Origin of the sequence: uncultured Aquimarina sp., assembly GCF_947492405.1 — a bacterium.
GTDB lineage: Bacteria > Bacteroidota > Bacteroidia > Flavobacteriales > Flavobacteriaceae > Aquimarina.
Genome location: NZ_CANLMP010000003.1, coordinates 619091 through 641883, shown reverse-complemented (window position 1 = coordinate 641883; position 22793 = coordinate 619091). Strand labels below are relative to the sequence as shown.

The window sequence follows — 22793 nt, the reverse complement described above, 5'->3', positions numbered from 1 at the left end:
CTTTATCTCAAAACAATAAACAACAAAACTCCCCATTATTTCTATCGATATTGATTAATAATAGAAGCATCAACCCAATAAATATCTTGATTACTAGTATAGAAAAAGTATTTTCCATCTTTGGTTACAAATGGACATAATTCATGTCCCTTAGTATTGATGGAAGCTCCCATATTCTTAGATGTAGTCCAACTACCATCTTCATTTTTAAAACTTATATATAAATCTCCCCTACCTAATCCTTCTTTGCGTCTCGCACAAAAAATGATATAAGATTCATCTGGAGCCACAAATACATCAGCTTCGTAACTTTTCGTATTTATAGCATCACTCAATTTCTTTGGTTTCTGAAATTCACCATTTATTTTTTTTGAAGCATATATATCAAAATCATCATTTCCTGAATTATTATTTGAACTAAAGTACATGGTGCCACTATCCGTAAAGGATATATAATATTCATTACTATCAGTATTAATAGCAGCTCCTGCATTTTTAGGTTTAGACCATCCATAGGGTCTTTTCTCAGAATACCAGATATCATAATCTTTTTCACTTCCTTTTTCTTTTACTGGCCGATTCGATATGTAATACAATTGATATTCATTTGGTGATAGAAACGGATCATTGAAACCAAAATTTGGATCGGATATAATTATTTCTGGTGTTGTCCAAGAATCTTTCTCTAATCTGGTATACCTAATCTCTGATTTCCCATTTACATCAACTCCGTAAAAAAATTCTTTCCCGTCTTTAGAGAAGATAGATCCAAATTCATATTCTGAAGATTTAGAAATTATGTCAGGAGCAAATATTTCTGGTTGTAATCCAGGAGGTTTTTGATTTAAGTATAAAAGAGATTGTTTGTTATTCTGAGTATATCCTAATATAGGTAGTATAACAAAGAAAAATAATGTTCTTATAATTTTTAATTTTATCATCGTTAAATCTTGATAGTTTTTAAAATGTGACTAATACTACGTCTCAATCGCACCGAGATATTTACTTTAATTATTCCATAATATCTTGATCATAAAATTGAATAACATCTTATAGAACTCTTCAATTAATGCAATTTAAAACTAAGGTACATCTATATACTATACCTATTAAAACGTGTAATGTTACATCATACAGATATTTTTTTGTGTTTTTTTGAAAAAGATTTTGCTAAATTATCAGTCAATACTTTTAACAATTATATCCGATCCTGAATAGCTATTGTCATGATATTCATGCCAATGTCTAATCCTTGGTACAATAATTCCTTTATAATTAAAATCTTTATCAAAATATAATCGTTCTCCTTTTTTAGGATCATTGGGGAAGATAATCTCTAATCCAACTAATTTGTAATCTGAAGTTCTTATATATAATTTCCAAAATTCAGAAAACACTGCTTCTTTTAATTCTACTTCAATTCTATAACTTTTTTCATTATTAAAATCAACAATAGTAGTCGTATCAATACTTTTTAAAGTTTGATCATTCAATGCCATTGGTAAACCATACATTATTTGATAAAATTTCTGGTATACACTGCTTCTTTTCGATTGTAATCGATATTTAGCAACCAATATAGAATCTATAGTTTCTGAATTATTTAGTAACACCTTGGTAAGTCCATTCTCTTCTACTATATGAGTAGATACATATTGATCTCTATTCCGCTGAAGTTCAAATGAACCTGTAGTGTTATTCATTTTTACAATAGAATATCGCGTCGGGTTTGCTATTCTAGGTTCTTGAATATAAACGTCAAAACTTATTTCTCCCCATACATCCGAAGGGTCATGATATTTTTTACTTTTTTGTAAAATTTCTCTACCGTTTAACTCCTCTACAGGTACAGAACAGCTGATTAAAAAGAACAATGATCCTAAAAAAATACTTTGAAAAAGTAGTGCCTTTATTGTTTTACCAACAATCATTTTAAACGATTAGTAATTTATACGATACTAATCTATAAAATCAATCTTGTAATTTATCCTAATAAACTCTTAATCAATTATAAAATTAAATCAATCAGGAGTAGTATTTGTTATTTGTTTATTCAAAAAAAAGCAAAAAAATAAGCATGCGATCACATGCTTATTAGGAGTTTATTATACAATTCTAGCTTATTAACTTATAATTTAGGGCATCTTTTACAATTACTTTTTCCTTTCTTCTTATATTTCTTACAACATTTTTTCTTTTTGCCACCGCAGCTAACTTCACAATTTATTGCTTCACAAGGCGAATACAAAGAGGTAATTACAGAATTTTGCACTAGTATTTAATTTTTATTGAATCTAAATAAAGAGCAAAAATATAAAAAAAAGATTCTCAAAAAAAGAATCTTTTAATTTTATTTAGTTACTTATTAACAACCAGTTACCTACTCTTCTTGTGAATTACTAATCTGAAAGGTATTAATATCTCTATCGAACAAATAATGTCCAGATTTATCATCGCCGATAATTTTCAATTTATCCAATAAAGTTCTGGCTACCGCTTCTTCCTCTAATTGTTCTGCTACATACCATTGCATAAAATTATGCACATTATAATCTTTATGCTCTAGGCATTGAAAAATAACATTATTGATCTGCGCAGTTACAAACTCTTCGCTTTCCAAGAAAATTTCGAATAATTCTCTTAATGATTTAAAATCATCTCTTGGTTTTTCGATAGCAGGTATTACAGCTTGCCCATTTCTTTCATTAATGAATTTGACTAGTTTAGTCATATGAACACGTTCTTCTTCAGATTGAGTATAAAAAAAGTCTGCTATCCCATTATATCCATTTACGTCAGCCCAACATGCCATAGAAAGATATTGTGCAGATGCTGTAGCCTCATATCGTACTTGTTCATTTAATGATTTCTCTATTTCAGGTATCATATTTCTTTAATTTCTTGTATTTATAATATTATTTAAATGCGAAAAAAGAACTCAACAATAATCATCTCAGATGTGTATCAAAAATTTGTTATAGCTCGTTTTATTTTAATTAATTAAAAGTACATAATTTATAGTCTTTTCAATAGTTTTAACTAGTGTTTTACTCTAATTTAAAATAAGACTATTTAATAATCTATATTTTGAAAATTGTCATTAACACATCTCTTGAAACTTGTAATAGAAAAATCTGTATCTATTTACGTGTAAATTGTGTAATTATCTCAGAATGATCTGGATATTGATTTACCAGAATATCCCTACTAGCCAGCTCAAAATCGGCAAAATCAAAACCAGGAGATACAGTACAACCAACAAAAGAATAGCCTTCTATATCTTTTACACTGGAAGCAAACCAGCAACCTGCAGGAACTACTAATTGAGGAGTTTCTCCTTGATCCAGCTTCATTCCTACGGCATGTCTAGTATACACTCCTTCTGGAGTAATCACGTGTACATACAACGAATTTCCTCCATAAAAATGCCACATCTCATCCTGTTTAATACGATGAAACGCTGAAAAATTTTCTGAAGTAAGTAGAAAATAAATTCCTGTACAACAATTACGATCTCCGGAAAACTTACCCTTAAAAACTTCTTTCGGAATAATATCGTCACTCCTATAAGTCTCTTTATAGAAACCTCCTTCCGGATGGGGTTTCATACTCAATCTAGTAACTATTTCTTCTACCTTTTTATCCATATAAAAACCTTATGTAAAAAAGAAGCGACCCAATAGTAGGATCGCTTCAAAATATATTATAATTCTATATTAGATATTATGCCAGTACTGCTTGCACTTTATCTGCAGCTTCCTGAAACTGTACAGCACTCTGTACATCTAATCCACTGTTATCAATTAATTCTTTAGCGATATCTGCATTGGTCCCTTGTAAACGAACAATGATAGGAACATTAATAGCGTCTCCCATATTTTTATACGCATCTACAACACCTTGAGCAACTCGATCACAACGAACAATTCCTCCAAAAATATTTATTAATATTGCTTTTACGTTCTCATCTTTAAGGATAATTCTAAACGCTTCTTCTACACGTTTAGCATCTGCAGTACCTCCTACATCAAGAAAGTTAGCAGGTTCTCCACCAGCTTGTTTGATCAAATCCATTGTTGCCATAGCAAGACCCGCACCGTTTACCATACATCCTACGTTACCGTCTAGATCTACATAGTTAAGCCCTACTTCGTTTGCTTCTACCTCAATTGGATTTTCTTCGCGAATATCTCTCATATCCACATAACTCTTATGACGGTATAATGCATTATCATCAATTGTAACCTTAGCATCAACTGCCATGATCTTATCATCACTTGTTTTTAAAACTGGATTGATTTCAAATAATGAAGAATCCGATTTTACATAAGCTGTATATAATGCCATTACGAATTTGGTCATCTCCTTAAACGCTCCACCGCTTAATCCCAAGTTAAAAGCAACACGTCTTGCTTGAAATGGTAATAAACCAACAGAAGGATCAACCTCTTCAGTAAATATTAAGTGCGGAGTTTCTTCTGCAACCGTCTCGATATCCATCCCTCCTTCTGTAGAATACATAATCATATTACGCCCTGTAGTACGATTTAGTAATACAGACATATAAAATTCATCTGGCTCACTATCTCCTGGATAATATACATCTTCTGCTACTAGCACCTGATGTACTTTTTTTCCTTCTGCGGATGTCTGAGGAGTTATTAAATTCATGCCGATGATCTGTCCTGCTATATCCTCAACTTCCTGAAGATTCTTTGCAAGTTTTACTCCACCACCTTTTCCTCGACCACCTGCGTGTACTTGTGCTTTGATCACGTGCCATCCAGTACCTGTTTCTGCAGTTAATTGTTTTGCAGCAGCAACTGCTTCTTTTGCATTCTGTGCAACAATACCGCGTTGGATACGCACACCAAAGCTGTTTAATATCTCTTTACCTTGATATTCGTGTAAGTTCATAGTCTTATTTTTTGCCTTTTGAATAGGAGTCCCAAAAATAGGAAAAGTGAAGTTACTGTGCCAATCTTTTGTCGTAAAAAAAGTTATATTAAAATAGGAATCTTATAATCTAAAAAGTAACTCCATAAATTATACAAATCGGAACAATAATTTGCTTATAATTCGAAATCCTCAAAATCCAATGGATCAAAATTCTTAAAATGCCCATTCATTTTAATGACTTCTTTAGCCCGGTTCATTTCTCTAACTACAGGGATTGTAATTTTAAGATGACCTATTAGGTAGTTTAATCGTTCTAGTTCACTTCGTAATTTTAATAAATGATATTCCTGATGGAGTGCTAGACCAACCTTATGAGCTACCTGATAACTTACAAATGGAATATTAAAAACAGGAGGTTTTTCTATGGTTAGTTCCACGTACAAAATAGCAATATTTTTTAATAATTCTTCCTGTAGTTCTTCTGCACCATTCTCTTTATCTTCTAAATATTCAACTTCTCCTCCTGCATATAGCTTACCTGGTAATTGTTTATGAAAACTCTTGATCCTAAAAACTCTTCTACCAACACAAATTACATCACTAGAACCATTAGGATGTCTTTTTTCTACTTTTTGTAAAGTAACCTCCGTACCGTATTCTAGTTTTTTATCGATATAGGCTGGTACTCCAAAGGAGATTCCCTCAGTTTCGCAATCAGAAATCAACTGCTGATACCTCTTTTCGAAAATATGAAGTGGTAATCGCTCACCTGGATACACTACTAATTGTAAAGGAAAGAGTGCTAACATTTTTTATTTTAAAAATACTAAATAAAACGCCTACACTATGTATAATATTCGTTCAAAAATTAAAAATTCGTTATTTAAAGCCACTTTTTTTCAAGTTTAGATAATTTTATACTAATTACGCGGCGCTTAGCAGTAATCTATGGTAAAAATAGTAATTTCGTAAGCTTAATTTAATTAAAATGGAAAACGCAAATTTATTAGCAATCGCAAAAGAGTTTGGGAGTCCTGTATATGTTTATGACTCCTCAACAATTGTTTCACAGTACGAACGTCTTACCAACGCTTTTAAACAGGTGAAACATGTAAAGCTTAACTATGCTGTCAAGGCATTGTCTAATCTTGCGATATTAAAACTAATGAATTCATTAGGCGCCGGATTAGACACCGTATCTATCCAAGAGGTTAAATTAGGATTATTGGCAGGTGTAGCACCCAATAATATCATTTTTACTCCAAACGGAGTTTCCTTAGCGGAAATTGAAAAGGTTTCTGAAATGGGTGTGCAAATAAACATCGACAACCTATCAATTTTGGAACAGTTTGGAACAAAACATCCTGATGTGCCTGTCTGTATTAGAATTAACCCGCACGTTATGGCTGGAGGAAATAGTAACATTTCTGTAGGTCACATTGATAGTAAGTTTGGTATTTCTATTCATCAGATTCCACATATTCTCAGGATTGTGGAAAATACTGGAATGAATATTAATGGTATACACATGCATACTGGTAGTGATATTTTAGATATTGATGTATTTCTATATGCCAGTGAGATATTATTCGAAACTGCCAAAAACTTTAAAAATCTAGATTTTATAGATTTCGGAAGTGGTTTTAAAGTTCCATATAAAGAAGGAGATATTGAAACTAATATTGAAGAGTTTGGTCAAAAACTCACAAAACGTTTTAACGATTTTTGTAAAGAGTACGGAAAAGAGTTAATTCTTGGTTTCGAACCAGGTAAATTCTTAGTGAGCGAAGCTGGATATTTTTTAGCAGAAGTGAATGTTGTAAAACAAACAACTTCTACTGTTTTTGCAGGAATTGATAGTGGTTTCAACCATTTGATTAGACCCATGCTTTACAACTCTTATCATGGAATTATTAATATCTCAAACCCTAAAGGTAGAGAACGTTTTTACTCTGTTGTAGGATACATTTGTGAAACTGACACTTTTGCTACTAACAGAAGAATTTCAGAAATTACGGAAGGTGATATTATAGCTTTTAAAAATGCAGGAGCTTACTGTTTTTCTATGGCTAGCAATTACAATTCTCGTTTTCGTCCAGCAGAGGTACTTTGGCACAATAATGAAGCACATCTCATTCGTAAACGTGAGACTTTCGAAGATCTTACCAAAAATCAGGTGGACGTAGATATCTTTACTAAAGTGACAGAACCTGCTTCATAAAACAATATAATTTTTACATATAAAAAATGCATTTGGTTGATTCCGAATGCATTTTTCATTTTCATTTAATAATAGAAATAAATCTACTTTTTTAGACCTGGTTGAATTATAGAAAAGTTTTCCTTTTTTTTAGCCTCGTCCACGATTCTTTTTACATCAGCGAGCAATTCTTTAGCGTTATATACGATACCATCTTTAATAGTATATTCAACACCTCCAGCTCTAATCACTTCATTTTCTTTTGTTAATCTAATCGCACCAGTACCGTACAGTACTTTTAGATTTTTAATTGGGTTTTCTTTCACCAATACAAAATCAGCTAATTTACCGACTTCAACAGATCCTATTTTATCAGAAACTCCCAAAGCTTCGGCTCCATTTAATGTAGCAGCTCTAATTACTTCCAACGGATGAAAACCTGCTTCTCTTAAAAGTTCTAATTCTCTTACATAGGCAAAGCCATACAATTGAAATATAAACCCAGAATCTGAACCAGTAGTAACTCTTCCTCCCCTATTTTTATATTCATTTATAAAAGTCATCCATAACCGATAGTTTTCTTTCCAAACTACTTCTTGTTCAGTTCCCCAATCATGCCAATAAGATCCGTGTGAAATCTTGCTAGGTTGATAGAATTTCCATAAAGAAGGTAATGTATAGACTTCATGCCACTCGGCTCTTCGGGCTCTTTGTAAATCTCTACTGGCTTCATAGATATTAAAAGTAGGATCTAATGTAAAATCTAGTTCTAAAAGTTCATTCATCACCTTATTCCAATGATCAGAATACGGTTTTGCTGCTTGTTTCCATAGTTTCCCCGCCTCCTCAAATCGATGTTGTTCGTTTTGGTAATTATAATCCAAAGGATAATGCTGAATAGTTTTATCTTCAAACAGCGCTTCGGGCAATCCATACCAATGCTCCATAGAAGTTAATCCAGCTCTGGCAGAATTGAGCACATTCCAGCGAGCAACATCAGTTTGGGCATGGTGGCATGCAGAACCTAATCCTAATTTTTTATTTTCATCTAATGCAGCTTTCATAATCTCTGGAGCAGCACCAAAAAACTTTATTCCATCCGCTCCTTTTTTAGCATTTTCTCGCACCCAATTTCTAGCCATTTCCGGAGTACTTATTGGCTCTTTGCTTCCTTGCCCAAAACCTGTGTATGCATAAATACGTGGGGCTATAATTTCATTTCTATCACTTGATTTTTTAAGTTTCAATGCCCAATCAATTCCTCGTCCACTTGGCTCCCTAACTGTTGTAATCCCGTGAGCCATCCATAATTTAAACACATAGTCTGGATCAGCTCCTTGCGCAACTCCTCCTATATGACCGTGCATATCTATAAAACCAGGCAAAAGATACATTCCATGAGCATCTAACTCTTTACCTCCTGGTTTCAGTTTTGGTCGTTTAGTATCATCTATTTCTACTCCTGGATACCCTACCACTACAATATCTTTAATGATATTTTTTTCTACAACAATATCTACCGGACCTCTTGGAGGTGCTCCATTACCATTAATCAGAGTAACACCTCTAATAATAAGTTGAGAGAATGGGCCTTCGCTAAATTCTTGTGAATAAACCTTTCCTTGAAAAAGGATACAACAAATAAAAAATACAATGGTTAGTTTAAATATTTTCATGTAGTCAATGATTTATATGATATCAGACAAATAATAATAATTTGTCCTCAGAACTAAAATTACCTAATTCTTTATGGAATCAAAGAATTTCTAATTAAACTTTGCTTAAACCTATACAAAACCAATCATAATCAATTGAAAAACAAACAATTTAACATATATCACGAACAGGACTTAAGATAGATTTTTCTTAATTTTATTAAATTATTTAATCAAATCATTTGTATATGAAAAAGTTACAATGGAATTCGTTTACAAAAAAGATTTACATACGTACATCTGCTAAGAAGTTATATGATTTATGGGCAACTACCAAAGGGATTACATCATGGTTCTTGAGAGATGCTGAATATATTTCTTTGGCAGGGGAAAAAAGAACTCCCACAGAACATTTTCAAAAAGGAGATTCATATACATGGTACTGGCATAACTGGGATGACAAAGAAGAAGGAGAAATTCTTGAAGCTAATGGGCAGGACTATATTGAACTACTATTCGGTGGCAGCAAAGTATCTGTCCTATTAGAAGAAAAAAATGATATAACTTTAATAGTTCTTACTCAATTTGAAATTCCTGAAGATGATGAAAGCAAACTGAAACTACATCATGGTTGCAGTAACGGATGGACCTTTTGGCTTACCAACTTAAAAGCATATGCAGAACATGGTATCTTGTTAAACGAAAAAGAGATTGATTTACGAGAGTATGAACTGGCAGAATATCAATTTGTAAACATATAGTCATAGCCTTCTAATATTCCTTATTAAATACTCCAGGCCATTTAACTTTAGTTCGTAAACAGTTTGCATTTGCTGACCAAGAGTCCCTTTTGGAAATCCTTTGTTATGGTACCAAACAATATAATGCTCTGGTAAATCGATAAGATATCTGTCCTTATACTTACCAAAAGGCATTTTGGTATTGGCGAGTTTGACTAAAAAATCCTTTTGGGATTGTTGATCCATAAATATTTAGAAGATGAAATGAATCTATTTTGTGTATGCTTTATAGTAACGCATCAAACTCTTGACCTTCTTTTCCCATTTTTTCTGATTCGTTTTATTTTTGGAATGGTCTGTTTCTATATCATACTGCTCCTGCATATTGATTCTCATTCGCTCCACTCTTTTATACATCTTGTTAAGGTCTTTGCGAACATTTTTACCTGGTTTGTACTCTTTTAATTTCTTACGCATAATTCTCGCATGCAATTCAGATATATCAAAATGGAGTTGTTCGTGAAGCAGCAGGTATTTAGTAGACTGCCCTTTTTTAACCCATGATAATGATGGGTAACAAAAGCTGTCCACTTCGTACTTCAATTCAGTTTTTCCGTAATCCTTACTTATAGACCATTGATAAGTTATACCTGTATTGACGCTAGCATCAAAATCGCTGTCCATTTTAGGTTCTCCTCTAAAATCTGACCAATCTAACTTACTCTTTTCTGCATAAGAAAAACGCTCTACATATCCGTGATTAGCAAAAACTAAAACTAAGAGAATAGTAAAAAATTTACCCATAATTGCAATAATTATGCCCGGCTAAAAGTTGTTGTTTTCTATTTCAGCATCCAAGTATATAATACGGGGCTAAGTATTAATAATCTTTACTAAAATAGATTTTATTTATATTCAGATATAAAAAATTATATCTATCCCAATCTAAACAATTTTTCCAAAATTCAATAATCACTTTAGTCTATCTAAATCGGTCTTTAAACTCTATATCAATTTCCATACCACGAGTTAAAATTAACCTAAAATCTAAACCAAAGTTTTCCTTTGTTTTATTTTCATATTAAAAAACAAAACAATTCAGCATCTAAAAATAAAAAAAATGATTTTAAAATCAGCTGTAAAATTGATTATTGATGAAATAAATTTTATTCTATCACAGTGAGCTTCAATTCATCATCAAATTTAATAATATAGGAAGCTTTATTATAATACCCTCCCAAGAGCTTTTTAGCATAATTAAATTTATTTTCTACATACTCTGTTGTCCCTTCAAAAGTCGCTGCGTGATACAAATCATCCGCTGAACCTAATCGCATCAAAATATCATATGTAATATCAAAACCTCTTACTGCATATTTACTTGGAATAGTTCCATATTCCTTTTTATATCTTGCAACAAAAGGAGTCATACTATTCTCATCGTAATTATCAAATTCTTTATCTATTGATGGATAATGTAAATGTAAATTAGATAAATACTCGTTTTTTATATTATCATCATCAAATGCATCATCTTTATCTGTTGTAAATAATGTAATCTTATGACTCTCTGCTTTAGCATTGAGTAAGGGAGTTACATTACTAATCATTGCTACATCATCAGACTCCAGAAAAACCCAATTTGGTTTGTTCTTATCTAAAACTTTATTAAGATGTAGTTCGTATAGATAATTACCTTCTTCTATTCTTGCTATTTTAGCATCTGGAAATTTGGCAATCAATTTATTCTTTATATCCTCATGTTTCTTTTTTCCTTGCTGCACCACAATAATGATATTCTTATCTGTAGAATCCTTTTCTACATAATTAATCAACTTATCCTGAAGCATTATATCTGTCGGTATCGTCTGAAAGAAATTACTATACAATTTGGATTCTCTATTAGACAAAGGAGAAAGCACTGGTGTTTCATACTTTTTTAGCTCTGCTGTTGCAGCTTCTACATTTGTTTGATATAAGGGGCCAATCACAACATCCATTTCATCAAAATTATTTTGATCAATGAGTTGTTTTACGTAACCTGCATTATTATTTCTCTGCGTATCAAAAACGGTGAGATCAATACTAAGCCCTTTTGTTTTTGCAGAATCGACAGCCATTTGGACTCCTTTATAAAAATCAAGAGCCACTCGTACTCCTCTTGCTTTTCTACTTTTCAAAAACTCTTCTGTCTCTTTTCTAGCATTAAGATCTAATGTATCTAACCCAAAAGGTAACATTATTGCTAATTTCTTTGTTTTAAAATTATACAACATATTCTCAAGGGGTACCACTTTTTTTTCTGGAAAATCAATAGCCAATGAATCGACTTCATTTCTTTTAGGAAGTGTTATCACCATACCTGCCTTAAGACCATCTCTTAAGTATGGATTCATGTTAAATAAAGAATCTGATGAAATTTCAGTTCTTTTAAGAATACTGTATATCGTTTCTTTTGGTTGAACTTCATATAATTCGAACTCAGGTGCTATAATTTCTTGTAATGGAACGAAAATAGTAGTTGGTACAATAATTTCCATCCCAATAGGAAAATTAGGATCCATTTCCGGATTCAGTTGATTTAGTTCTCCCACGGTAATACCATGTCTTCTAGAGATACTATATCTTGTATCTTTTGGCTTTACAACATATTTTGTAGTTGTAGAAACTCTGCTGCTTAAAGAATCTTTAGGAGTTTCTGTTTCCACAACAGCTTCTTCTGCATATATTGGAATTCGAAGTTTATCACGTTTTCGAATTTGTTCAGAGTACAGTCTTTTATTGTGCTTTTTAATATCATCCACAGTGATATCATACTTCTTTGAAATACTGTACAAGGTTTCTTTTCTTTTTACCTTATGTGTTTTAAATCGAACAATTTGTCGTATTTCTTCTAATGGTTTAATACTATCTAAGATAGGATCACTCACATTTTCTGTAGCAGTATTATTATCAGTCTCATCGCTTTTTTTCCTTTTAGCTACTCGTAAAATCTGTCCAAGATTAATTCCGTTAACCGCTTCAGGATTTAGAGCATAAATTGCTTCTGGAGTTGTATTATACTTTTTTGATAGATTATAAACAGTATCTCCGTCCTCAATAACATGAATTTCATATTCCTGATCATCGATTACCGGGATTGCCAAAATTTGTCCTTCTTTAATTCCTTCTTTTGCAGTAGGATTTATTTTATAAATTGCTTCTGGAGTTGTATTATATCGTTTTGCAATTCTATATACATTTTCTCCTTGGGCTACTTTATGACTTTTATACTGCTGAGCAAAACCAATATTGGTTAGAAGAAGCACAAAAAAGAACAACAATACTTTTTTCATTCGATTTAATTTTAATGGATATGATCCTTAAAGAACCAAAGCGTTAATACCTTTTAATACCTTACTAAATTACTCCCATTCTATGGTCGCAGGTGGCTTCGAACTGATATCGTACACTACTCTATTAACGCCTTTTACCTTATTTATTATTTCATTAGAGGTTTTTTGTAAAAACTCATATGGAAGATTTACCCAATCAGCAGTCATTCCGTCTGTACTTTCTACAGCCCTTAACGCTACACATTTTTCATAGGTTCTTTCGTCTCCCATTACCCCAACACTTTGCACAGGTAACAACATAGCTCCTGCCTGCCAAACTTTATCATAGAGACCATTATCTTTCAGTCCATTAATAAATATGGCATCAACTTCTTGCAAAATACTAACTTTTTCCGGAGTAATATCTCCTAATATACGAATTGCTAGTCCAGGACCAGGAAATGGGTGTCTTCCTAACAACTCAGGATCAAGTCCCATAGACTTTCCTACTCGTCTTACTTCGTCTTTAAATAGCATTTTTAATGGTTCCACTACTTTCAGTTTCATAAAATCAGGTAATCCTCCTACGTTATGGTGTGATTTAATTGTAGCAGATGGACCTCCGCTTACAGAAACTGATTCTATAACATCCGGATAAATAGTTCCTTGCGCCAACCACTTGGCATCTTCTATTTGGTTAGCTTCATCATCAAAAACCTCTATAAATACTCTTCCGATTATCTTTCGTTTTCCTTCTGGGTCACTTTCTCCTGCTAAGGCATCCAAAAAACGTGCCGAAGCATCTACACCTTTTACATTCAACCCCATTCCTTCGTATTGATTTAGCACAGAAGAGAATTCATTTTTACGAAGTAATCCATTGTTTACAAAAATACAGTGAAGATTACTTCCAATTGCCTTATGCAATAAAACAGCAGCAACGGTAGAATCAACTCCTCCAGAAAGCCCTAAGACAACTTTATCGTTTCCTAACTGCTCTTTTAAACCTTTTACTGTTTCCTCTACAAAAGAATCTGGAGTCCAATCCTGAGCAAGACCAGCTATGTTCACTAAAAAATTTTCCAAAAGCTGTGTCCCATCCTTGGAATGATAAACTTCTGGATGAAATTGAATTGCGTAGGTTTCCTCTCCATCAATTTTAAAGGCTGCATTTTCTACATCTTGGGTACTTGCCAAAAGTTTTGCATTAGTTGGCAATTCTTTAATTGTATCACTATGACTCATCCATACCTGAGAACCTTCAGTAATATTTTGGAACAACTCATTATTATTTATATATGACAAGTTTGCTCGACCATACTCCCTTGTATTAGATTCTGCTACGCGCCCACCACCAAAATGTGCTAGATATTGTGCACCATAACAAATACCTAATAATGGTTTTTTACCCTGTATCTCTGATAAGTCCGGATGTGCAACATCATCTCCTCGCACTGAAAGCGGGCTCCCCGACAAAATTACAGCACTATAATCACTGATGTTTTGTGGAGGTTTATTATACGGATGTATTTCTGAATAAATATTGAGTTCTCTTACTCGGCGTCCTATAAGTTGTGTTACTTGTGATCCGAAGTCTAAAATAAGTACCTTGTTATTTTGCATAGGCAAAAATAAAATTAAATTGAAAACCCTGAAATCCTAACTGATATAATTTTCGACTACAGTCATTATTTTGCAAACACCTCGTTAATTGTCCCAAAAAATAACCACTTACTTAGTATATTTATAGAAAAACTATGAAATATTCATTTTTACATCTCCTATGTTTTGGTATTCTCACTATCATTACTTCTTGTAAAAGCGGATTAGACACTAGAGGTTCTAAAAATTATATAAGCAGCATAAACCTAGCTTCTTTTAAAGCAATTCCGCTAACTCCCGGTAATAGGATTAGTACTATCGAAGTTAATGATAAAGAATCAAAATGGAAATATGATCTTACCATTCCAAAAATTAAAGAAGGTAAGAAAGTACCCTTGTTTGTTTTACTACATGGAGGCGTCGGTAGCAAAAATTATACAAAGTTCAGTAATTGCCTTGTAGCTCCTGCATTAGAAGATGCTGGAGGGTTTATTTTTAGTCCATCTGGAGCGTGGAGAACATGGACATTAGATTATCTTGAAAAAAGAGTTTTAGATTTTATTGATTTAGCTAAAAAACACTGGCCCATTGATCCTGATAAAATTATATTGATAGGATATAGTAATGGTGCTATAGCAGGATGGAAATATGCTAAAGATTATGAAAACATTTTTTCTGGGATGATTCTTATGGGATCTAATTGTAAAGTAGAAGAAAAACTAAACATTCCAATTTATGTAATCCAAGGAACAGAAGATAAATTTTTCCCAATTAAAAAAGTAAAAAAACGAATCCATAAAGCCAAAACATTAGGTTGTAATATAACTTTTGTCGAAGCTAAAGGAAATACCCATTTAAAAGCTTGTGAATATCAAGAAGTACTAAAAACAACTATTCCCTGGATGGAAAAAGAAGTATGGAAAACCAGGTAACATTACCTAAAGATTAGTATATACTTGTTTGAGGTTACTCTATAAATTGATTAACTTTATAATATCCTTTACAAACCTAACGACCAATGACTGATATTATATTTTCATCTATTAAAGTCGACCTAAAAACAGCTGTAGAAACTAAGACACATCCTTTTCGTTATTTTACACTAGCCACTTCTGATTTCAATAACATCCCCAGATTAAGAACTGTAGTTCTAAGAGATGTTGATGATGATTTAAATATGATGGTATATACGGACGAAAGATCTAAAAAAATTGCAAATATTCAAGCAAACAATAGAGTAAGTCTTTTATTTTATGATCAAGAACGATTATTACAAATCACAATAAAAGCGAAAGCCGAAATTATTTCAGAAGATAAAACTATACAACAAATATGGAAACAAATTCCGGAACAATACAGAAAGGACTATTCTTCCGAATTATCTCCAGGTATAGAAATTAAAAACCCCGATAATGTTGATTATCTTGAAGGAAAACATTTTTTTTCTGCAATTAGAATTATTCCTATGCGTATAGAATATTTAAGGTTAAAAAGACCAAATCACATTCGAGTTGTCTTTAAAAAAGAAAACGGTAATTGGAAAGGTGCCTATATTGTACCTTAATTCTTTTTTACCAATTTGAAATTACTTTGTTGATTCCCTGATATTATACTTCCTATATATAATCCATTCGATAAATTTTCGATATTAATATTGGTAGAAGCAACGGCCGAAGGAATTTCGTCCTTGTATACTAATTGTCCATTAATATCATAAATCCTTAAAGATTTTGTTCTAACCACATCAGAAGTAGTAAATCTGAAAATATCACTTACCGGATTGGGAGTAATCTGAAAAGGTATTTCTTGATCCGGACCTCCTACACTAAGTGTATTACTGATCACATATTTTATTCCTTCTTCTACATGTTTTATAAAATCAGTATCACTTGTATAATCACTAGAATTATGACCTAAAGCTGTATAAAATGACCTACCTCCGCCATATTCTTTATACCATGATATAGGTCTTTCTTCATCATAATCATTAGAACCTGTAGATTCTACCACAAGAAGATCTATATTACCGCTAAATAATTGTCCTCCGTTATTTTTCCAATAATAATATTCTTCTGATTTATTCCAGGTAGTTCCAAGGAAATCAACAGATGGATGAGAATTTACAACGGTCATATCTGCATTAAAATTATTACTTGTATGATTAGGACTAGTCTGAACAATACCTCCCACAAGTTCATTATAAAATGGCCAACTTCGATCTCTGTACGTATCTGTAGCTGCATGAATACCTAAAAAACCACCACCAGCGGCAATAAAATCTTCAAAAGCCTCACGTTGCGAAGCATTTAATAAATTATTCCCGCTAGTATTACACCAAATTACAGCGCTATATTGTGCTAAATTTGATACCGTAAAAGCATTGGCATTATTAGTATCATCTGTTTCCCAAAGTCCATTGGCATTCCCTAAGTTTCTAATCATTGTTACTCCTGCTCCTATCGATGGATGTGTAAAACCATTGGTTTTGGTAAATACTAGTACTTTATCCTGTGAGAAAAGATTACATAGTGCGAAAAGAAGTAAGCCTGTTAAGAAAGTTTGTGTTTTCATGACGTTAAGAGTTTGTGACTTGATAACGTTATGGATCACCATAAAATTATAAACTGTTCTAATTAGTTTCACGTTAAAACCCCTTGTCTCTTATGATCATACAGTTTGTTAATGATCAGCTCTATTTAAAAGTTGTTTTTATTTAATGGAAACTTTATCTTTCTTTAAGAAAAAATCATAGACTTAAGGTTATCCGATAACAAATATTTACAATCTGTGTATAAAACAGGAATACCTACAATTACTGTTAGACACTAGTTGACTAAAATGAAAAAATATTGAATTGATGGAGAAGAAATTACTGGATTTACAAAATAAAATTTACAATTATCATAACTCCAAAGAATATAAATATGATTTAGAATATTCTCCAAGGATAAGTTTTTCAAAAATTGGAGATCTCTATGAAGTTATATTTTATGGGCAAGGTTATGATGATGATCATACTGTTCATTCATATGATTTGGAGCCAGAAGAATTTAATTTCGGGTTCTGTGCTTTTCAGGATTTTTTAATTGATAATCCTAAACAAATAATTTCATTAATCTTCAATGGTCCAGATGCTGGTGCAAATGGAACTAGGGATTGGAATTTTAATAGAATAATTAATTCAAATGTGGTTTTTGACAATTTGAAAAAATTTAAAGTTGCTCTAACAGATGTTGGTGACCATAATCAGAGTGTAATTGGCGAATATGGTGAGGAAAATGGAATGATTGCAAAATTGGTTTCAAAAATGCCAAATTTGGAAGAATTAGAACTTCCCTCTGCACCAGATGAAAGTTTTTTTGAGCTTCCCGAATTAAAAATTCAGCACCTTATTATCCAAGCAGGTTATGATCATCAAAATTTCATAGAGAACTTATCAAACTCAAGTAACTTATTAAATTTAAAAACATTAGATTACACTGAACCGTTCGATCATTTCGGAGACTTAGAAAACGAAGAGTTTACATCGTTCGATAAGTTTCAGAAACTATTTGAATCAAATGTTTTTTCAATTGAAAATTTTCATATTAAACTTAGAGAAAATAGGATAAATGAAGAACAACTAGAAAAGCTTCAAAAAATAAAAAAGATTCAATTATTGCATATTAAAACGGAACCAGCAAAATACGTAAGAATATAAACAACTTGATACAGGACTAGCTATAAATAATAGTGGTCAATGTATAAAATAAATACTAATACTAAACTAAAAAGTTAATAATTAGAAATCCACAATATCTAATACATTTACCATTGGTAACAAACTAAAAAATGAATACTGAATTTAATGAAATTACAAAGTTTTTTGAAACAGAATACCCATTAAATAAGGATGGATTAATAGAGTTACTTTCTTTATTCAAAGTAAAGATTCTAAAAAAAGGGAGTCAAGTTTTAAAAGCTAATCAAGATGAAAAACAGCTTCGATTTTTAAATAATGGTGTTATAAGAGAGTATTACGCGACTTCTGAAAAAGAAACTAATATTAATTTTTATACGAAACCGCAATTCATAACAGATTTATCTTCATTCAATAATGATTCTAAAACCAAAAAAAATCAAGAGAGTTTAACAAAAGTCGAACTTCTATGTATTGACAAAAAAGCATTTCGTGAATTACTAAAAAAACACGAGTGTGGTAAATCCTTTATTGATTTATCATTTCAAAAATTGCTAAAGCATAAAGAACTCTTAGAATACAACAGGATTACTAAAACTGCTGATGAACTATATAAAGAATTGTTTATTTACAAACCTAACTGGCTAGAGAAAATTCCTCAATATCATATAGCTTCTTATTTAAATATTACTCCAGAAACGTTAAGTCGTATAAGAAAACGAATTTCTTGATTGAAATCAATGAAAATCTTTACTCCTTTTTTCAATTTTGAGCAATAAAATTTTAAACAATGAGAATACATCATCTGAGAAATGCTACAATGGTATTGGAGACTAAAAATAAAATTATTCTAGTCGACCCTATGTTAGGCAAAAAGGGAACTGCAGGGCCAACATTTACATTATTTAGATTTAAACCGCAAAGAAATCCAATATTAGACCTACCAATTGATGCAATGGACATAATTAATAAAACTACACATTGCATTATTACACATTTACATCCTGATCATTTAGATAAAGCAGCTATACAATTCTTAAGGAATAAAAAAACACCGATAATTTGTAGTATTAAAGACAAAGACATCCTAAAAAAAAGAGGGTTAAATGTTACCCAGACTGTAAGTTATTGGCAAAAAAACCAATTCCTTGGAGGAACGATTGAAGGGATTCCTGCAAAACATGGTTATGGTTTTATTGCAAAACCTATGGGAAATGTAATGGGTTTTTACATCAAACTCCCAAAAGAAAAATCTATCTATCTAAGCTCAGACACCATATATACGGATGATGTTGATAAAGTACTTAAACAATACAAGCCGGATATAAGCGTAGTCGCTTGTGGAACTGCTCAATTAGATATTTTTAAACCATTATTAATGACAATGAATGATATCATGAATTTTATCAAAAATTCACCAGGAGCTGTTATTGCCAATCATTTAGAAGCTGTTAACCATTGTCCTACAACTAGAAAACAACTAAGTTTAGAATTAAACAAACATGGATTTATTGAAAAGACATATATTCCTGATGATGGAGAGGTAATTGAAATTGAATAAAAGCTAGTTTCTATTAACTTGTATGGTTAATTGCTAATTCTGTATATACTGTGAATATATAATGAATTTCACTCATATACTTCTTTCTATATTTACTACTTTAGTTCTTGTCAATGTTATTAACCAACACAATACATAGGCAGTAGTTAACAATTAATATGAGTAAGCAAAAACTGATTAAAAGATTGAAGAGTTACTATCCAATGGAAAGATTTCACGCTTTTGTGACGTTCCCAGGGTTATTAGTTTATCTATTTTTCACAAAGTCATTTGCAGACATTTTTTTCCTTTTGTACGGAGTTTTAATCTGTATTATAATACTAATTCAAGGACAACATTATTGGAAATTGAAGTTGTACAGATTGATAGATAAACCTTTTAATCAAGAGAAAAATTTAAATATTTTTAAGAATTGTAAAAAATTAAACTTGATATTAATTGGATTTATTCCGATAATGTTTGGAATTCAACTATATCAAAATGACTGGCAAATTATACCTGAAAACCTAATTTTATGGGGGATTTTAGCCAGTTCTTTCGCAATTCTTGAACATATAAATTATTATAGTCGGCAGTTAATGATTGACAATTTATCGGATTTAGAGTATTTGAAACGGAACAGAAGACTAAAAATTGCAAGTTTAGCTAAAGACTTAAAAGAAAACGAGTTATAAACCTGCTCACTTAAATTTATATAACCGTAATTAGAATGAATTATACTATGCTATAATCTACTTGGAATCAATAAAATCAAGACTTAACCTAAAAATTAGTAACTTAAAATCTATAATTAATAGCTATAGAAGACTGTTACCTAAAAAAATAAAATGAAAGCAAATCCGCAACTTAAAAAATTCATAGCTCCATATGATCAGGAAATTCAAAAGTTGACATTGGAATTGCGAAATTTCATAACAGAACTAATACCGCAAGCTAATGAGTTAATCTGGGACAATTACAATGCTGTTGCAATAGCTTACTCAAAATCGGAAAAACTTAAAGACGCATTTTGTCATATTGCACTCTATTCTAAACACGTAAATTTCGGATTTAATCGGGGAGCAGAATTAACAAGTAGAGGTGTCACGTTAAACGGAAAAGGAAAACTTATAAGACACATTAAAGTAATTGATTTCGAGTCTTTTCCTAAAGAGGATATCAAAAAAATGATTTGGGAAGCGGTTGGGATTTCTGAGAAAATGAATACAAAGTTGATCGAGAAAAATACAACACCCAAAAGTATCATCATGTCCATTTCAGAAAAGAAGATACGACCTAATCACAAAATTGATAAGTAACATAAAGTATTCAATTATATTTTCTTGTATTAATTAGCTTATACAAAACATCAGATATTTTTAACTACACCTTATTTCTTTAAAACTACAAACTCCCCACATAAAGGATCGAGCTGTTTTATCAATTCCGAAATCAATTCTACCCCATATTCCAGATACATTTCAGAGAAATTGGTGTTTCGTTCCTGCAAACTTTGATTAGGAAATAGTTCATTTTGTATGGTTGTTAGGCGCTGTACGTGATCACTAAGTTTTATTCTTTGGGCTTTTAACAGTCGCTTTTCTAGCACATCTAATCCTTTAAGCTGCTTTACCTCTTGAGCCTTCACAGCGTTTATAAAAGTAACATCCGTTTGCTTAGCTAACTCGTACATTCCTTCGAATTGCTCTTTTAGAACTTTACGCTGAGGATCAAAATTAATATCAATATTAGATATTTGTCGCACCTTTCGGTTAATCAACTCGTGCTGTTTTAAAAACAATTCGGTATCCGTAATAGCTAACTTCTTGATCTTATCAGCTTGTTTTTCTGTTTGAATTAAAACAGAATTACGCAGTAATAACATCGGAAATGGAATCTGAACAGCTTCAAAATAATCTTTTAGTTCTAGCCAATACGCTAATTCTCCTCCTCCGCCGATATAGCAAAGGTTTGGTAAAATCACTTCTTGATACAAAGGCCTCATCATCACATTAGGACTAAATCGCTCCGGCACGTCATAGACGTGTTTTATTAATTCACTCTTGCTCCATGAAATCTCTGTATCATTAACAAAATAACTACCTTCCTTTTCTATAATACGTTCTCTTAATCCTTCAGATAGATAAAACAGATTAATTTCTCGAGGATTTACTTGTACCTTATACCCTTTTGCTTCTAATTTTTCCGCTTTTGGCAATACATTATTATAGGAAATTTGTTCTTCTAATTCTCTCTTTACATATGGAATAAACAGGCGTTTTAACTCTTTATCATCTGCATCTACAATCACCAACCCATAATCTCTAAACAACTCATTTGCCAAATACCTAGTAGCGTCTGCCAAGTTCTTGTGTTTCAAATAAGCTTCCCGAAAAAGAAACTTTAATCGTTCCGCATTTCGTCCAGATCCAATTTCCGAAGAAAAAATTTCAAAAACTTTATCTAATCCTTCAGTATCAAAAACCCCTACTGCACCACCATCCTTACGATTCCACTGAATTTTTTTTCCTTTAAAATTAAAATAGTTGATTTCATCAAAATCGTGATCCTCTGTCGCCATCCAATATATCGGAACAAAATCATATTCAGGATGCTTTTCTTTTAATATACTCGTAAGATTAATCGTAGAAACTATTTTGTACAAAAAATACAAAGGACCTGTAAATAGATTCAACTGATGTCCGGTAGTAATCGTAAAGGTGGTATCCTTATCCAGAAGATCAATGTTCTTTTGGGTAGCTTCAGAAACATCAACATTTTTATATTGAGAAGATAAAGAAGCTTTCAATACCTTACGGTTTTCTGATGGAAAAGATTGTTGTTTTTCCTGAAGTTGATCTTTAAAATTGTCAAGCTTTGGAAATCGATGATAAAATTCTTTTAGTTCTGGTTTTTCGTCTAAATAGTCACAAATAAAAGATGAAAAGTAATTTGTTTCTCTAAACGGAATACAGTCACTAGGCATAGGGTGGTCTTTTTAAGTCGATAAATATACGGTAGATTGTGATTGCATCTATTTTTTTATATTTTTTTTAATAGTCACTCGATTAACTTTATTTGATAATATTCGATAAACCTAAATTTATGAATATAGGTTATCTCAAATCCTAAAATTTAGTTAATACAATTTATATCCTAAATTT

The 22793-nt window shown here is 31.7% G+C and carries 22 protein-coding genes; 9 read left to right on the top strand and 13 right to left on the bottom strand.

Translation table 11 applies throughout. The features are described from left to right. Window positions 1–41 precede the first annotated feature (41 nt). From Q0829_RS14345 to Q0829_RS14320, 6 genes are all read right to left on the bottom strand, one after another. Entirely contained in the window at window positions 42–941 is a 900-nt protein-coding gene (locus Q0829_RS14345) for a hypothetical protein (RefSeq protein ID WP_298544190.1), read from the bottom strand. A 237-nt stretch (window positions 942–1178) separates the two neighbouring features. Next, entirely contained in the window at window positions 1179–1931 is a 753-nt protein-coding gene (locus Q0829_RS14340) for a DUF6503 family protein (protein WP_298544188.1), read from the bottom strand. Window positions 1932–2380: 449 nt separating this feature from the next. Next, window positions 2381–2887, bottom strand: coding sequence for a ferritin (locus Q0829_RS14335; protein WP_298544186.1), 507 nt, complete (start codon window positions 2885–2887; stop codon window positions 2381–2383). A 253-nt stretch (window positions 2888–3140) separates the two neighbouring features. Further along, window positions 3141–3647 carry a cupin domain-containing protein gene (locus Q0829_RS14330; protein ID WP_298544184.1) on the bottom strand — a complete coding sequence of 169 codons (507 nt, stop codon included), beginning with the start codon at window positions 3645–3647 and terminating at the stop codon, window positions 3141–3143. Window positions 3648–3723: 76 nt separating this feature from the next. After that, complete coding sequence (gene sucC / locus Q0829_RS14325) at window positions 3724–4917, bottom strand: ADP-forming succinate--CoA ligase subunit beta (protein WP_298544181.1); 1194 nt, start codon at window positions 4915–4917, stop codon at window positions 3724–3726. A gap of 155 nt (window positions 4918–5072) precedes the next feature. Beyond that, entirely contained in the window at window positions 5073–5708 is a 636-nt protein-coding gene (locus Q0829_RS14320) for an LON peptidase substrate-binding domain-containing protein (RefSeq protein WP_298544178.1), read from the bottom strand. Window positions 5709–5887: 179 nt separating this feature from the next. On the opposite strand from Q0829_RS14320, the gene lysA reads away from it, so the two are divergent. After that, complete coding sequence (gene lysA / locus Q0829_RS14315; RefSeq protein ID WP_298544175.1) at window positions 5888–7120, top strand: diaminopimelate decarboxylase; 1233 nt, start codon at window positions 5888–5890, stop codon at window positions 7118–7120. A gap of 83 nt (window positions 7121–7203) precedes the next feature. On the opposite strand, the gene Q0829_RS14310 is transcribed toward lysA, so the two are convergent. Then, window positions 7204–8775: an amidohydrolase family protein gene (locus Q0829_RS14310; RefSeq protein ID WP_298544173.1), complete on the bottom strand. Its 1572-nt coding sequence runs from the start codon at window positions 8773–8775 to the stop codon at window positions 7204–7206. Window positions 8776–9002: 227 nt separating this feature from the next. On the opposite strand from Q0829_RS14310, the gene Q0829_RS14305 reads away from it, so the two are divergent. Continuing rightward, window positions 9003–9515: an SRPBCC domain-containing protein gene (locus tag Q0829_RS14305; protein ID WP_298544172.1), complete on the top strand. Its 513-nt coding sequence runs from the start codon at window positions 9003–9005 to the stop codon at window positions 9513–9515. On the opposite strand, the gene Q0829_RS14300 is transcribed toward Q0829_RS14305, so the two are convergent. The 4 genes from Q0829_RS14300 to guaA all read right to left on the bottom strand — a co-directional run bounded on the left by Q0829_RS14300 (window position 9516) and on the right by guaA (window position 14431). Continuing rightward, complete coding sequence (locus Q0829_RS14300; protein WP_298544169.1) at window positions 9516–9740, bottom strand: DUF3820 family protein; 225 nt, start codon at window positions 9738–9740, stop codon at window positions 9516–9518. Window positions 9741–9764: 24 nt separating this feature from the next. Beyond that, window positions 9765–10298: a DUF922 domain-containing protein gene (locus tag Q0829_RS14295; RefSeq protein ID WP_298544166.1), complete on the bottom strand. Its 534-nt coding sequence runs from the start codon at window positions 10296–10298 to the stop codon at window positions 9765–9767. A 362-nt stretch (window positions 10299–10660) separates the two neighbouring features. Beyond that, complete coding sequence (locus Q0829_RS14290) at window positions 10661–12829, bottom strand: LysM peptidoglycan-binding domain-containing protein (RefSeq protein ID WP_298544162.1); 2169 nt, start codon at window positions 12827–12829, stop codon at window positions 10661–10663. 69 nt (window positions 12830–12898) lie between these two features. Further along, entirely contained in the window at window positions 12899–14431 is a 1533-nt protein-coding gene (gene guaA, locus Q0829_RS14285) for a glutamine-hydrolyzing GMP synthase (RefSeq protein ID WP_298544159.1), read from the bottom strand. Window positions 14432–14565: 134 nt separating this feature from the next. On the opposite strand from guaA, the gene Q0829_RS14280 reads away from it, so the two are divergent. Both Q0829_RS14280 and Q0829_RS14275 read left to right on the top strand, forming a co-directional pair. After that, the gene (locus Q0829_RS14280; protein WP_298544156.1) at window positions 14566–15342 is read left to right on the top strand and encodes an alpha/beta fold hydrolase; all 777 of its coding nucleotides are present in this window, start codon (window positions 14566–14568) and stop codon (window positions 15340–15342) included. A gap of 86 nt (window positions 15343–15428) precedes the next feature. Continuing rightward, window positions 15429–15974 (top strand): pyridoxamine 5'-phosphate oxidase family protein, encoded by a 546-nt coding sequence (locus Q0829_RS14275; RefSeq protein ID WP_298544153.1) that lies wholly within the window; start codon window positions 15429–15431, stop codon window positions 15972–15974. Here the strand turns inward: Q0829_RS14275 and Q0829_RS14270 are convergent. Beyond that, the gene (locus Q0829_RS14270) at window positions 15971–16981 is read right to left on the bottom strand and encodes a ThuA domain-containing protein (protein WP_298544149.1); all 1011 of its coding nucleotides are present in this window, start codon (window positions 16979–16981) and stop codon (window positions 15971–15973) included. The genes Q0829_RS14275 and Q0829_RS14270 overlap by 4 nt on opposite strands. A gap of 286 nt (window positions 16982–17267) precedes the next feature. On the opposite strand from Q0829_RS14270, the gene Q0829_RS14265 reads away from it, so the two are divergent. The 5 genes from Q0829_RS14265 to Q0829_RS14245 all read left to right on the top strand — a co-directional run bounded on the left by Q0829_RS14265 (window position 17268) and on the right by Q0829_RS14245 (window position 20948). Then, complete coding sequence (locus Q0829_RS14265; RefSeq protein WP_298544146.1) at window positions 17268–18110, top strand: hypothetical protein; 843 nt, start codon at window positions 17268–17270, stop codon at window positions 18108–18110. A 131-nt stretch (window positions 18111–18241) separates the two neighbouring features. Next, the gene (locus Q0829_RS14260) at window positions 18242–18820 is read left to right on the top strand and encodes a Crp/Fnr family transcriptional regulator (RefSeq protein ID WP_298544143.1); all 579 of its coding nucleotides are present in this window, start codon (window positions 18242–18244) and stop codon (window positions 18818–18820) included. A gap of 59 nt (window positions 18821–18879) precedes the next feature. Then, entirely contained in the window at window positions 18880–19650 is a 771-nt protein-coding gene (locus Q0829_RS14255; RefSeq protein WP_298544140.1) for an MBL fold metallo-hydrolase, read from the top strand. Between the two features lie 158 nt (window positions 19651–19808). Then, complete coding sequence (locus Q0829_RS14250) at window positions 19809–20324, top strand: hypothetical protein (RefSeq protein ID WP_298544137.1); 516 nt, start codon at window positions 19809–19811, stop codon at window positions 20322–20324. Window positions 20325–20477: 153 nt separating this feature from the next. Continuing rightward, window positions 20478–20948 carry a DUF1801 domain-containing protein gene (locus tag Q0829_RS14245; protein ID WP_298544134.1) on the top strand — a complete coding sequence of 157 codons (471 nt, stop codon included), beginning with the start codon at window positions 20478–20480 and terminating at the stop codon, window positions 20946–20948. Between the two features lie 71 nt (window positions 20949–21019). Here Q0829_RS14245 and bshC read toward each other — a convergent pair whose 3' ends face one another. After that, a complete protein-coding gene (gene bshC / locus Q0829_RS14240; RefSeq protein WP_298544131.1) occupies window positions 21020–22615 on the bottom strand; it encodes a bacillithiol biosynthesis cysteine-adding enzyme BshC in 1596 nt (531 codons plus the stop codon). Window positions 22616–22793: the final 178 nt, after the last annotated feature.